The 13088-nt window shown below is 69.9% G+C and carries 11 protein-coding genes; 2 read left to right on the forward strand and 9 right to left on the reverse strand.

What is annotated here, in order from left to right; genetic code table 11:
* Positions 1 to 54 precede the first annotated feature (54 nt).
* The 4 genes from IE198_RS05270 to IE198_RS05285 form a co-directional block, all read right to left on the reverse strand.
* Positions 55 to 1347, reverse strand: coding sequence for a glutamate-5-semialdehyde dehydrogenase (locus tag IE198_RS05270; protein WP_189883157.1), 1293 nt, complete (start codon positions 1345 to 1347; stop codon positions 55 to 57).
* A gap of 88 nt (positions 1348 to 1435) precedes the next feature.
* Entirely contained in the window at positions 1436 to 1981 is a 546-nt protein-coding gene (locus IE198_RS05275; protein WP_189883160.1) for a DUF8830 family protein, read from the reverse strand.
* Between the two features lie 146 nt (positions 1982 to 2127).
* Entirely contained in the window at positions 2128 to 3234 is a 1107-nt protein-coding gene (gene proB / locus IE198_RS05280; protein WP_189883671.1) for a glutamate 5-kinase, read from the reverse strand.
* Between the two features lie 204 nt (positions 3235 to 3438).
* Positions 3439 to 4737, reverse strand: a complete 1299-nt coding sequence (locus IE198_RS05285) for an acyltransferase family protein (RefSeq protein ID WP_229833753.1) — start codon at positions 4735 to 4737, stop codon at positions 3439 to 3441.
* Between the two features lie 331 nt (positions 4738 to 5068).
* On the opposite strand from IE198_RS05285, the gene IE198_RS05290 reads away from it, so the two are divergent.
* Together IE198_RS05290 and rfbC are read left to right on the forward strand one after the other, a co-directional pair.
* Positions 5069 to 7123: a glycosyltransferase family 2 protein gene (locus tag IE198_RS05290; RefSeq protein WP_229833754.1), complete on the forward strand. Its 2055-nt coding sequence runs from the start codon at positions 5069 to 5071 to the stop codon at positions 7121 to 7123.
* A 57-nt stretch (positions 7124 to 7180) separates the two neighbouring features.
* The gene (gene rfbC / locus IE198_RS05295) at positions 7181 to 7780 is read left to right on the forward strand and encodes a dTDP-4-dehydrorhamnose 3,5-epimerase (RefSeq protein WP_189883162.1); all 600 of its coding nucleotides are present in this window, start codon (positions 7181 to 7183) and stop codon (positions 7778 to 7780) included.
* Positions 7781 to 7852: 72 nt separating this feature from the next.
* Here rfbC and IE198_RS05300 read toward each other — a convergent pair whose 3' ends face one another.
* From IE198_RS05300 to IE198_RS05320, 5 genes are all read right to left on the reverse strand, one after another.
* Positions 7853 to 8647, reverse strand: coding sequence for an O-methyltransferase (locus tag IE198_RS05300; RefSeq protein WP_189883164.1), 795 nt, complete (start codon positions 8645 to 8647; stop codon positions 7853 to 7855).
* Between the two features lie 78 nt (positions 8648 to 8725).
* Positions 8726 to 9601, reverse strand: coding sequence for a dTDP-4-dehydrorhamnose reductase (rfbD, locus tag IE198_RS05305; RefSeq protein WP_229833777.1), 876 nt, complete (start codon positions 9599 to 9601; stop codon positions 8726 to 8728).
* A 29-nt stretch (positions 9602 to 9630) separates the two neighbouring features.
* On the reverse strand, positions 9631 to 10617 hold the full coding sequence (gene rfbB / locus IE198_RS05310) for a dTDP-glucose 4,6-dehydratase (RefSeq protein WP_189883168.1): 987 nt from the start codon (positions 10615 to 10617) through the stop codon (positions 9631 to 9633).
* Entirely contained in the window at positions 10614 to 11681 is a 1068-nt protein-coding gene (locus tag IE198_RS05315; protein ID WP_189883170.1) for a glucose-1-phosphate thymidylyltransferase, read from the reverse strand. The genes rfbB and IE198_RS05315 overlap by 4 nt, the downstream gene beginning before the upstream one ends.
* A gap of 69 nt (positions 11682 to 11750) precedes the next feature.
* Entirely contained in the window at positions 11751 to 12983 is a 1233-nt protein-coding gene (locus IE198_RS05320) for a glycosyltransferase family 2 protein (protein WP_189883172.1), read from the reverse strand.
* Between the last annotated feature and the right edge of the window lie 105 nt (positions 12984 to 13088).

Genomic DNA, 13088 nt, shown 5'->3' on the forward strand with positions numbered 1-13088 from the left:
GGAGAGCGCAAACTCTCCCCGCCCGGGTGACACGGGGCACAGCCCCGCTGACGGTCACCTGGTGTGGCCGTCGCCCGTCACGATGTACTTCGTCGAGGTCAGCTCGGGAAGCCCCATCGGGCCCCGCGCGTGCAGCTTCTGCGTGGAGATCCCGATCTCGGCGCCGAATCCGAACTGACCACCGTCGGTGAAACGCGTGGACGCGTTCACCGCGACCGTCGTGGAATCCACCAACTGGGTGAATCGCCGGGCCGCGGCCTGGGAGGTGGTGACGATCGCCTCGGTGTGGCCGGAGGACCAGAGCCGGATGTGGGCGACGGCCGACTCCAGCGACTCGACGACGGCTGCCGCGATGTCGTAGGAGAGGTACTCCGTCTCCCAGTCCTCGGCGGTGGCGGGCACGATCTTGGCCTTGGTGGCGTCCGCGTACTCGACGACCCGCTCGTCGCCGTGCACGGTCACCCCGGCGTCCGCGAGCGCGTCCAGCGCGCGCGGCAGGAAGGCGGCCGCGACGTCCTTGTGGACGAGCAGGGTCTCCGCGGCGTTGCAGACGCTCGGGCGCTGGGCCTTGGAGTTGAGCAGGATCGCCACGGCCATGTCGATGTCGGTCTCCGCGTCCACATAGACGTGGCAGTTCCCGGTGCCCGTCTCGATGACGGGGACGGTGGACTCCTCGACAACCGTGCGGATCAGGGAGGCGCCGCCGCGCGGGATCAGCACGTCGACCATGCCGCGCGCCCGCATCAGCTCCCGTACGGAGTCCCGGCTCTCGCCCGGCACCAGTTGCACGGCGTCGGCCGGCAGACCGGAGCCGCCGACCGCGTCCCGCAGCACGCGCACCAGGGCCATGTTGGAGGAGTACGCGGAGGACGAGCCGCGCAGCAGCACCGCGTTGCCCGACTTGAGGCAGAGCGCGGCGGCGTCCACGGTCACGTTCGGCCGGGCCTCGTAGATGATGCCGACGACGCCGAGCGGGACCCGCACCTGGCGCAGGTCGATGCCGTTGGGCAGGGTCGAGCCGCGCACGACCTCGCCGACCGGGTCCGGCAGTGCGGCCACGTCACGCACGTCGGCGGCAATGGCCCGCACCCGCTCGGGGGTGAGCGTGAGCCGGTCGATGATCGCCTCGCTGGTGCCCGCCTCACGCGCGCGTGCGACGTCCTCGGCGTTGGCCTCGACGATCTCGCTCGTACGGACCTCGAGGGCGTCGGCCATCGCCAGCAGGGCGTCGTCCTTGGCGGACCGCGGCAGGGGGGCGAGGTCGGCGGCCGCGGCGCGGGCCCGGTAGGCCGCCTGGGCGACCGGGGACATGTTGTCGTACGGCGAGACCGAAGAGAGCGACGTCATACGTGCAGCGTAATGCGCCGTCGACGGGCACCGGCACACATCCCGGAGTACGAGACGACCGGGTCCGGCCCGCGTCGGAACGGGCTGCTCAGAAGGGGTGCACTCCGACGGGCGCGGCGGGTGGCGGGCCGTAACCCTCGGCGACGCGCTGGTGGTAGGTCTGTCGGTCGATGACCTCGAGGCCGACGATCTCCCACGGCGGCAGCTTGGCCGTGGACCGGTGCTCGCCCCACAGCCTGAGCGCGACGGCGGCCGCGTCGTGCAGGTCGCGCGCCTCTTCCCAGTAGCGGATCTCCGCGTGGTCGCCCGCGTACCGGCTGGTGAGGAGGAAGGGGTGGTCGTGGGCCAGCTGCTCGAGCCCGCGGCGGACGTCCCTCAGGGGGGCCTCCGCGCCGGAGACGGTGAGGGTGACGTGCCACAGGCGGGACAGCACTCGCTCGTCGCCACCGGGGGCGGGCCGTGTCCCGGCCCCCGGAGCGCCGGTCCCGCTCCCGGCCGGACCTTCACCGGGCCGTTCACCGAAGTCGGCGCCCTGCCCTACGCTGGTCAGGGCCCGCTCCTCGCCCACCGCCCGGCGGGCGTAGGGCAGCCTCCCGTTCCCTCGGGGTGCGTCCCCTGGGCGCGCTCCTCTCACCGGCGGCCTCCCTGTTGCTGCGTGCTTCGTCGAGCTGCGTCATCGAGCCGTTCCCCGCGTCCCCCGCAACAAAGTTGACCAGCCCACGGCGGAGCGTGTGGCGGTTTTGGCAAAGGTCTGTGCCGCAGGGCGGGACTTTGCGCCTTTCAGGGCTCAAGGACGACCAGATCGTCCCTGTGTACGACTTCCCGTTCGTACTCCGGGCCCAGTTCCTTGGCCAGCTCCTTGGTGGAGCGGCCCAGCAGCTGCGGGATCTCCTTGGCGTCGAAGTTGACCAGCCCGCGTGCCACGGCCCGCCCGGCGGCGTCACGCAGCTCCACCGGGTCCCCGGCGCTGAACTCGCCGTCCACGCCGGCGATGCCCGCCGGCAGCAGCGACTTCCTGCCCACCACGACGGCCCGTACGGCTCCGTCGTCGAGGGTCAGGGAGCCCTGCGGGGCGGATGCGTGAGCCAGCCACAGCAGCCGGTCGGCCGAGCGACGGCCGGTGGCGTGGAAGAACGTCCCGGTCGCGCGACCCGAGAGGCCGTCGGCCGCTCGGCTCGCCGAGGTGAGGACCACGGGCACGCCGGCGGCGGCGGCGATCCGGGCCGCCTCCACCTTGGTGACCATGCCGCCGGTACCGACGCCTGCCTTGCCCGCGCTGCCGATCTGCACATGGGCGATGTCGTCGGGGCCGTGGACCTCGTCGATACGGGACGTGCCGGGGCGGGCCGGGTCCCCGTCGTAGAGGCCGTCGACGTCGGAGAGCAGCACCAGCAGGTCGGCCCGTACGAGGTGGGCGACGAGGGCGGCGAGCCGGTCGTTGTCGCCGAAGCGGATCTCGTCGGTGGCGACGGTGTCGTTCTCGTTGACGACCGGGACCGCGCCCATGGCGAGCAGCTGGTCCAGGGTCCGGTACGCGTTGCGGTAGTGGGCGCGGCGGCTGGTGTCGTCGCTGGTGAGCAGTACCTGGCCGACGCGGACGCCGTAGCGGGCGAAGGAGGCGGTGTAGCGGGCGACGAGCAGTCCCTGGCCGACGCTGGCGGCGGCCTGCTGGCGGGCGAGGTCCTTGGGGCGGCGGGCCAGGCCCAGCGGTGCCAGACCGGCCGCGATGGCGCCCGAGGAGACCAGCACTATCTCCTTCTCGCCGCCGCTGCGGATCTTGGCGAGGACGTCGACGAGGGCGTCCACCCGGTCCGCGTCCAGTCCGCCTGCGGCGGTGGTCAGGGAGGACGAGCCGACCTTGACGACGATCCTGCGTGCCTCGGTCACCTGCGTCCTCGACGGGGCCGGCTGCCCGGCGGTCGAGTGCCCGGCCGTCGTTCCCTCCACGGTCCGCCGCTCTTCGGCCTGCCCTGCGACTTGTCCTGCCACGCTCTGCCTCGCCTCTGTCACAAGGCCGAATGTATGCCAGCGCACGCACCGTGTGCGCGCGCATTCCGCCCGCTGGACAGGCGGCGACGGGTGCGCCGGCGATCAGGTCGCGCTGCGGCTTCCGCTGTCGACGAGGACCTTGTCGTCGTCCGGAACGGCCTGCTGTCCTTCCGCCTCACGGGCCCGCCCCTGCGCGGCGGGCGTGTTCCGCGGCCGGCGGGAGCGACCCAGGTCCTTGAACCGCATCGCGGGGCGTTCCACGAGGTGCCACGACAGCACGGCGGCGATCAGCGTGCCGGCCACGGACATGGCGAGGTACGCCCAGAACCCGTAGCGGGCGAGCCCGAGGACGGCCAGCGCCTGCTGCACGACGAAGCCGTAGATGTAGATGCCGTACGAGTAGTCGTGCCGGGCCCCGATGCGGCGGAACGGAGCGGGCAGCCGGATCGCGAGCCACACCAGCAGATACGCGAAGGCGGGCAGTCCCACGGTGTACAGGTAGCCGAAGCGCAGGCTGGCGAGCAGCACCAGCGCCGAGGCGACGCCCAGGACGTCGCTGACCGGGATGCGCTCGCGGTAGAGCTCGATGAGGGCGCCGAGGGCGAAGGCGAAGCCGAGATGGACGACGACGTCCGGGTCGAACCGTCCCATGGCCGGCACGAGCACGACGCTCTTGTAGTACGACGAGTCGTCGAATCCGGCCCAGTAGGAGAAGTCCATGGCCTGCCGGACGACGAGCCATCCCAGCACCGCTGTGATCAGCACGACCACCCGGCGGGCCCGGGTGAGAGCGCCCGTCACCGCGAGCAGTGCCACTCCGGCGTAGCAGAGCACCTCGTAGCGCAGCGACCAGAGGGCGGCGTCGAAGCTCGGGCTGTGCGCGAGCCCGGCGTCACGGGCAGTCGCCATCACCCCGGAGATGTCGCGCTGTTGGAGGGCGACGGCCCAGTTGGCCCGCAGGTAGTCCAGGGGCCCGTCGGCGTGGCCGAGGAAACCGTCCAGGCCGTGCTGCTGGCGCCAGTACAGGAAGGGGGCGACCACGAGGGCGGTGACGGCGAGACAGACCCACAGTCCCGGGAGGAGCCGCAGGGCCCGGTGCCACATGAAGCGCCCGAGGGACAGGCGTTTGCCGCTGCGGGTCACCAGGATGCCGGACAGGACGAAGAAGCCGTAGACGGCCAGCTTCCCGAGGTCGGTCTGGCCGTGGCTGAAGAAGTGCCCGAATTCCTTGTCGCCGAAGCCGAGGACACTGGCGTGGGAGACGACGACCGCCATGGCCAGTGAAAGCCTGAGGACTCCGAGGCTGTTGTCACGTCCCGAGAAGCGCTCGGCGACCGAGCCGTGCGTCCAGCACAGACGACGAGCACTGCTGCGGATGTGCCGAATGATGATGTCCCCCAAGCGACCGGACGGAGGCGTCAGTCTGTCCGCCCACTGACATCGGCGTCAAAACAAAGTAAGGAACGTCACCCGTTCTCAGCCGTGACGACGGCACGGCACCAAGATCGCCGGCTCCGCCGGGCGGGCGCGTCCCTGTGCCGTCCGGATGTCACCGGGATGTCACTGGCATGCGACTGAACTGTCGCACGCCGGCAACCGATAGAGTGCAACCGGACGGTGGCCCGCCCTCAGAGCGGACGGTGGCCCGTGCCCCGTACCGGGCCGGCCGGCGCCCCACCCCACCTTCGCGCCAGGGTTCCCACAAGAGATGGGCACAGTTGTGTCAACCAAAGTGAGCGTCGTCATCCCGGTCTACAACCCGGGCAAGTACATCGATCCGTGCATCGATTCGCTCGTTCGCCAGACCCTTCCGGCGGACGAGTTCGAGGTGCTCTTCGTCAACGACGGATCGACCGACGACACTGCGGAGCGGCTCGACAAGCTGGCCAAGGAGCACCCTCACTTCCGTGTGATCCACATTCCCAACTCGGGCTGGCCGGGCAAGCCTCGCAACATCGGCGTCGCCGAGGCCAAGGGCGAGTACGTCCAGTTCGTCGACCAGGACGACTACCTGGCCTCCGACGCGCTGCGCCGTCTCTACGACATGGGGCACCGCAACGGCTCGGACATCGTCATCGGCAAGGTCGCCAGCAACTTCCGCGGCGTTCCGCACGGCGTCTTCAAGAAGAACCGCGAGAAGTGCTCGCTCAAGGACGCCCCGCTGTACGACAGCCTCACTCCGCACAAGATGTTCCGTACGGAGTTCCTGCGCGAGAACAACATCGCCTACCCCGAGGGCAAGCGCCGCCTCGAGGACCAGCTGTACATGATGGAGGCGTATTTCCCCGCCAAGGTCGTCTCCATCCTGGGCACGTACACCTGCTACTACTACTCCCGCCGCGACGACGGGAAGAACGCGGGCTCCGCGAAGATCGTGCCGTCCGGCTACTACGGCAACCTCCGCGAGGTCCTCGACGTCGTGGTCGCCAACACCGAGCCGGGCGACTTCCGTGACCAGTTGCTGCGCCGCTTCTACCGTGTGGAGATGCTCGGCCGCCTCAGCGAGCCGTCCGTGCTGAAGTACGACGCCGAGTACCTCGACGAGATGGTCCAGGCGATCCTGCCGCTCGTCGAGGACTTCGTGGGCGAGGGCGTGCACAACGGTCTCGGTCCACTGCTGCGGCTGCGTTCCACGCTGCTGCGCGCGAACGACCAGCAGGGCCTGGTGCGCCTCGCCCGCCTCGCCGCCTCCGTCAAGGCGACGGCCCGCCTGGAGGACTTCGACTGGCAGCCCGACGGCCGGATCTCCATCAAGGTCACCGGCCAGCTCGTGTACGGCGAGGACCAGAAGCCCCTGACGCTGCTGCGCCGCGACGGCCGGCTGTACATCCACCCGGATGTCACCGAGGGAGTCGTGGACGACGACTCCCTCGTCGACGTCACCGACGACCTGGACACCTTCAAGGCCGAGATCTCGCTCCGCAACCGCGAGACCGCCGTCGAGTGGCCCTGCCCCGCCACCTTCACCACCGAGATCGACGAGCTGGGGGACGACGTCTGCCGCGTCCTCCTGCGCGGCACCGGCCAGCTGTCCTCCGAGGGCGCTCCTGGCCGGGGCAAGGTCTCGCGCGGCTTCTGGGACGTCTGGGTGCCGCTGCGGGGCCTGGGTGTCGTGCGCAAGGCCCGCCTCGGCGCCGACCGCGCCGAGCACGTCGATGCCAAGTGCCTGCCCGCGCTGCTCTCGTCCCCGGTCCGCCCCGTGATCCCGTACTTCACGGACCCTCACGGGAACCTGACCCTCGATGTGGCGCGCCGCGCCAAGAAGATCGCCACCTACCTGGAGGGCCGCCCCGTGCTGCGGCTCGCCGGCGGGCAGAGCGAGCTGCGCCTGGAGGTGTTCACCACCGCCAAGTCCGCGAGCGGCAGGGCGGCGCTGGTGCTGAGCGAGCCTGCCGCGGGCGATGAGGCGGCGCAGGACGCCGACGCCGCGCCGAAGGTCGTGCACTCCTTCCCGACGGAGATCCGTCCGGTCAAGGGCCGCGCCCACCTGACGGTTCCCGCCCGTATGCCGGGGGCTCCGGCAGGGCAGTGGCAGCTCTCGGCCCGTCTGGACGGAGACAAGGGCCCGCTGGCGCCCCTGTGCGGCGTGCGCGTCGACACGGGTGGCCGCCTGCAGCTCGACGACAGCCTGCCGCAGGCCGACGCGGCCCTGATGCGTGAGGTGGCCGCGCTGCGCCGGAGCTTCCGGCTGCGCCGGCTGCTCGGGGTGGCCCGCCCGATCGTGCGCAGGCTGCCCCCCTCGGCTCGCAAGAAGGTCCGCCGCCTCGCCGCCCGGATCACCGGCTGACCGGGCCGGCCGGCGCCCCACGCACTTTCCACAGCAACAGAACAAGGATGTGATCCCATGCGGCAGCTCTCCATCGCCGGAGCCTGGGTGCATGAGCCGAAGATCTTCACGGACAGCCGGGGCAGCTTTCACGAGTGGTTCAAGGCTCCGGAGTTCACCGAGGCGGCCGGGCACGGTCTGAACCTCGCCCAGGCCAACTGCTCGGTGTCGAGCCGTGGCACCCTGCGCGGCATTCACTTCGCCGACGTGCCGCCGAGCCAGGCCAAGTACGTCAAGTGCGTGCGTGGCGCTGTGCTGGACGTGATCGTCGACATCCGGGTCGGCTCGCCGACCTTCGGGACGTGGGAGGCGGTGCGCCTCGACGACGCCGACCACCACTCCGTCTATCTGTCGGAGGGCCTCGGACACGCCTTCATGGCGCTGACCGACGACGCGACCGTGGTCTACCTCTGCTCCGAGGGGTACTCCCCCGGTCGCGAGCACGGCATCAACCCGCTCGACCCGGAGCTCGGCATCGAGTGGCCCGAGGGCATCACGCCCCTGCTGTCCGAGAAGGACGAAGCCGCGCCGACGCTCGCCGAGGCAAAGGCACAGGGCCTGCTGCCGTCGTACGAGGACTGCCGGGCGTACTACGCGCAGCTGCGCGAGCGCGGCTGAGCCGCCCTGCGGTGAACAGCAAGGAGCCCCCGAGGCCGTCGGCCTCGGGGGCTCCGGTGTGCCGGTGGGCGGTCAGCCCCTGACGGCCTCGATGCCCCGGCGCACCTGGGCGAAGGCCGAACGGGGACGCCGCAGCGTACGGGCCCGGATCAGGCCCGGCCAGAAGTCCGCGCCCAGCAGCGCCTCGGGCCGGACCGCGTTCTTGCGGACCAGCACCTCCTCGGGGACGTTCTGCGGGTCCGGGACGACGTACTCCTCGAGGATCTTGTCGTATCCGTGCTTGAGCACCGTGCTGTCGGGATCGGCACCGAAGACGCAGACCACGCCGGTCGGCTCGGTGTCCACCTCGACGACCACCAGGTCGGGGCGGTGCTTGCGGAGCACCTCGGCGACCTTGTAGACGTCGCCCGCCCAGAACTTCGTGTGGCGGTCACGGGCGGCCTCGTCGACATCGCGCGGGAGCATGTCGTCGAGAACGATGACGCTCGACCACCGGGAGTGCTTCTCGACGTTCATGAAGTCGCGCAGCGCGAATTCGAAAAGGTGCATTCCGTCGATGAAGGAGAGCTCCAGCTTGGGATCCGCGCCGAGAAGGTTCATCGGGTCCTTGCGGGCGAGCGCGCGGAAGGGGTTGCGGCCGTTGCGCAGGTGCAGGAGCGGGTCCTTGCGCGCAAAGAAGTCGTCACTGGTGGCCCTGACCAGATGGACGTCGCAACTGATGTCCGTCACGACCCGGAAAGCGGGGTCGACGGCGACGGAGGGAACACGGGACAGCGCCAGACTGCGACCGTCGTTGACCCCGATCTCCAGATAGTTCCGGGGCTTGTAGACGCGGTGCAGATGGCGCAGGAAGTTGTGGCGGTCCACCTTGTGGGGCCCTTCGCTGGGAATCAACGTGATTGATTCCCAGCGAAGTTAGCGGGTACGTGGCCTGACGGTAAACATCTACCGGCGGGTAGTGTCGGGTGTGTCGTTGCCACGCTCCGCCGCGACCAGCGAGGGGAACGCCTCTGCGAGCGCCTCGCGCCAGTCGCGGATGGGTTCGATACCCGTGGCCCGCCACCCCTCGTGTCCGAGCACGCTGTAAGAAGGACGGGGGGCCGGCCGGACGAAGGCCGCGCTCGTCGTCGGGCGCACCCGCTCCGGGTCCGCGCCCAGCAGCCGGAAGATCTCCCGGGTGAACTCGAACCAGGTCGTCTCACCGCTGCTGGTGCCGTGGTGGACGCCCGCCTTGACGGTGCCCGCCAGTGCGCCCTGCCCGAGCCGGACCAGGCGATCGGCCAGATCGGCGGTCCAGGTGGGCTGGCCCCGCTGGTCGTCGACGACGTCGAGGGTGTCCTTGACCGCTTCCAGCTTGATCATGGTGCGGACGAAGTTGGGGCCGCCCGCACCGTACAGCCACGCCGTCCGGACCACATGGCCGGTGTCGGGCAGCAGGTCGAGTACGGCCCCCTCGCCCGCCAGCTTGGTGCGCCCGTACGCGCTGCGCGGGCCCGTGGGGGCGTCCTCGGCGTAGGGCTTGGTCCCGTCGCCGGCGAAGACGTAGTCCGTGGAGACGTGGAGCAGCACCGCTCCGGCCTCCTTGCAAGCCTCTGCCAGCACCCGGGGGCCGGTGCCGTTGACCGCGAGAGCGGCCTCCTCCTGGGTCTCCGCGCCGTCGACGTCCGTCCATGCGGCGCAGTTGACGACGACGGCCGGCCGGTGCTCGGCCATGGCCGCGCGGACCGACTCGGGGTCGGTGATGTCCAGGTCGGCCCGGCCTCGGCCGACGGCCTGGATGCCGTCGGCCGCCAGCCGCTCCAGTACGTCCGGGGCCAGCATGCCGCCGGCGCCGGTCACGAGCCAGACACTCACAGCGCCGCACGCTCCTTCAGGGGCTCCCACCAGGCGCGGTTGTCGCGGTACCACTGGACCGTCTCCGCGAGGCCCTTCGCGAACTCCTTGCGGGGCTCGTAACCGAGCTCCTCACGGATCTTGCTGCAGTCGACCGAGTAGCGGCGGTCATGGCCCTTGCGGTCGGTGACGTACTCGACGCTGGTGTCCCAGTCCGCGCCGCACGCCTCCAGCAGCAGCCCGGTGAGCTCCTTGTTGGAAAGCTCGGTGCCGCCGCCGATGTTGTAGACCTCGCCCGCGCGGCCCTTGGTGCGGACCAGCTCGATGCCCTGCACGTGGTCGTCGATGTGCAGCCAGTCACGCACGTTGCCGCCGTCGCCGTACAGCGGGACCTTCTTGCCGTCCAGCAGGTTCGTGATGAACAGCGGGATGACCTTCTCGGGGAAGTGGTGGTGCCCGTAGTTGTTCGAGCACCGGGTCACCCGCACGTCCAGACCGTGGGTGCGGTGGTACGACAGGGCGATCAGGTCGCTGGACGCCTTGGCCGAGGAGTACGGGGAGTTGGGCTCCAGCGGGTGCGTCTCGGGCCAGGAGCCCTCGTCGATCGAGCCGTAGACCTCGTCGGTGGAGATGTGCACGAAGGTCTTGATGCCGGCCCGGTGCGCGGCGTCGATCAGCGTGTGGGTGCCCACCACGTTGGTGCGGACGAATTCGGCGCCGCCGTCGATGGACCGGTCCACGTGCGACTCGGCCGCGAAGTGCACCACCTGGTCGTGCTCGGCCATGAGCTTGCCGACGAGCTCGGCGTCGCAGATGTCGCCCTGCACGAACGAGAAGCCGGGGTGCTCACGGACCTCGTCGAGGTTGGCCGGGTTGCCCGCGTACGTCAGCTTGTCCAGCACGGTGACGGCGATGTCACCGGGACCCTCGGGGCCGAGCACGGTGCGGACGTAGTGGGAGCCGATGAAGCCGGCGCCGCCGGTCACCAGGATCTTCGTGGTCATGAGGAGATCTGCACCTTGCTGTGGTCACCGAGCACGAGTCGGTGGGCGGACGGGTTGCGGGGAGCGGGCGTGACGACGACGTCACGGCCGATGAGGGACGCCTCGACACGGCGCACACCGGTGATCGACGAGCCGCGCAGGACGATGGAGTACTCGATCTCGCTGTCCTCGATCCGGCATCCCTCGGAGACCGAGGTGAACGGGCCGACGTAGGCGTCACTGATCACGGTGTCGGCGCCGATGATCGCCGGGCCGACGATCCGGCTGCCGCTGACCTTGGCGCCCGCTTCGATCCTGACCCGGCCGATGATCTCGCTGCTCTCGTCGACCGTACCCTCGACGACCGGCTCGACGCTCTCCAGCACCGAACGGTTGACCTCCAGCATGTCGGTGACGTTGCCGGTGTCCTTCCAGTAGCCGCCGATCGTCGTGGAGCGGACGTCGCGCTGCTGGTCGATGAGCCACTGGATGGCGTGCGTGATCTCCAGCTCGCCGCGCCAGGACGGCTCGATGGAGCGCACCGCTTCGTGAATGGCCGGCGTGAACAGGTAGACGCCGACCAGAGCGAGGTCGCTCTTGGGCTGCTTCGGCTTCTCCTCGAGCCCTACGACGCGCCCGGTGCCGTCCAGCTCGGCGACACCGAACGAGGTCGGGTTGGGGACCTTGGTGAGAAGGATCTGGGCGTCCGGGCGCTCGGAGCGGAACTCGTCGACCAGACCGCTGATGCCGCCGACGATGAAGTTGTCGCCGAGGTACATCACGAAGTCGTCGTCGCCGAGGAAGTCCTGGGCGATCAGCACGGCGTGCGCGAGACCGAGCGGCTGGTCCTGCGGGATGTAGGTGACCTTGATCCCGAACTGGGAACCGTCGCCGACGGCTTCGCGGATCTCTTCGGCGGTGTCGCCCACGATCACGCCGACCTCGGTGATCCCGGCCTCGGCGATCGCCTCCAGGCCGTAGAACAGCACCGGCTTGTTGGCGACGGGCACCAGCTGTTTGGCCGAGGTGTGCGTGATGGGCCGCAGGCGTGTGCCCGCTCCACCAGAGAGTACGAGTGCCTTCACGATTTCTGTCCTCGATTGGGTCTTGTTTCCCGAGCGGCTATCGCTCCGGCCGCTCGATTTTACCCACTGTCAAGCTCGACCCGCCGTCGGCGGGCGCCGGACGACGCGCAGCTTCCGCCAGCTCCTTCGCGCCCTGCGTACGGTTCGTCGGACGAGTGAGGGAAGGGTGTTCGGCGGCAGGACACGCACGCTGCCCGACCAGTCCGGCACGGTGACCGCGTAGGTGGACCGGGGGATGCCGCTCTGTCTGTTCTCGAAGTGCGGATACGCGAGGAACAGTCTGCCCCTGCGCCCCCCGGTCACCACCCTCGGGACCTCCTTGGTCCGGACGAATTCGAGCACGTCCGCCAGGACGTCGAGGCGGCCCGCCGCCACACATGCGAGCACCAGCCGCTCCCCGACCTTGATCCGGTCGGCGACGCCCTTGGACCAGTGCCTGATGATGGGGGCCGCCAACTCCAGCTTGTGCCGCCGCACTTCCTCCGTCTCCCTGAGCAGAGCGGGGCCGAACTGCTGCAGCAGCCCGACGGTGAACGGCCGGACGAGCAGCGAGTCCCGCTTCGGTCCGGCCGGTTCGAGCCGGACGATCAGCTCCGTCAGTGCCGTGATGGCCGCGAAGCGGGGCGGATAGCTGCCCCTGCGGGTCGCGTGTTTGCCGTCGTCCCTGGCGACGAGGTGGTAGCAGTCGTAGTCCGCCACGACCGAGACGCCCTTCCCCAGCAGATACGCCTCCATGGTGAACAGCGCGTCCTCGCCGGTGGGGAGCGTCTCGTCGAATTCGAGGCTCAGCCGGGACAGCAGTTCGCGCCGGAACAGCTTCTGCGCGCTCAGGGCGAAGATGACGCGCGAGGAGTACACGTCCACCCGCTCCTCGGTGCGCGCGAACATCGACATGCCGACCTTGCGCCCGACCCCTTTGAGGCGGCCGAGGACGACGTCGGTGCCGGCCCGGTCCGCCATGGCGACCAAGCGCTCCAGCGCCTCGTCGCCGAAGAAGTCGTCGGCGTCGAGGAAGAAGACGAACCTGCCACGGGCGAGCCTCAGACCCACGTTGCGCGGGCCGCTGGGTCCGCCCGAGTTGGACTGGTGGATCACGCGGGTCGGCACCTTCGAACGGGCGGCGAACTCGTCCAGGTATTCACCGGTTCCGTCGGTCGAGCCGTCGTCGACGGCGACGATCTCGATTCGGTCGGCGCCCAGGGTCTGGCTCTCCACGGACTCCAGGCAGCGGATGAGATAGGGCATGGCCTCGTACGCACCGACCACGACGGTGACATCGGGCACTGAAGGTTTGTCATTCATCAAATCCAAGACAACCGGAGTGGTGCGTAGGTTGTCCGGAACGACACAATCCGTATGGATCTGTTCCCAGATGCAGCCCGGCCCGGCGCCCACCTCCGAGGGAGG

The sequence above is a fragment of the Streptomyces xantholiticus genome (genome assembly GCF_014651015.1).
GTDB classification, from domain to species: domain Bacteria; phylum Actinomycetota; class Actinomycetes; order Streptomycetales; family Streptomycetaceae; genus Streptomyces; species Streptomyces xantholiticus.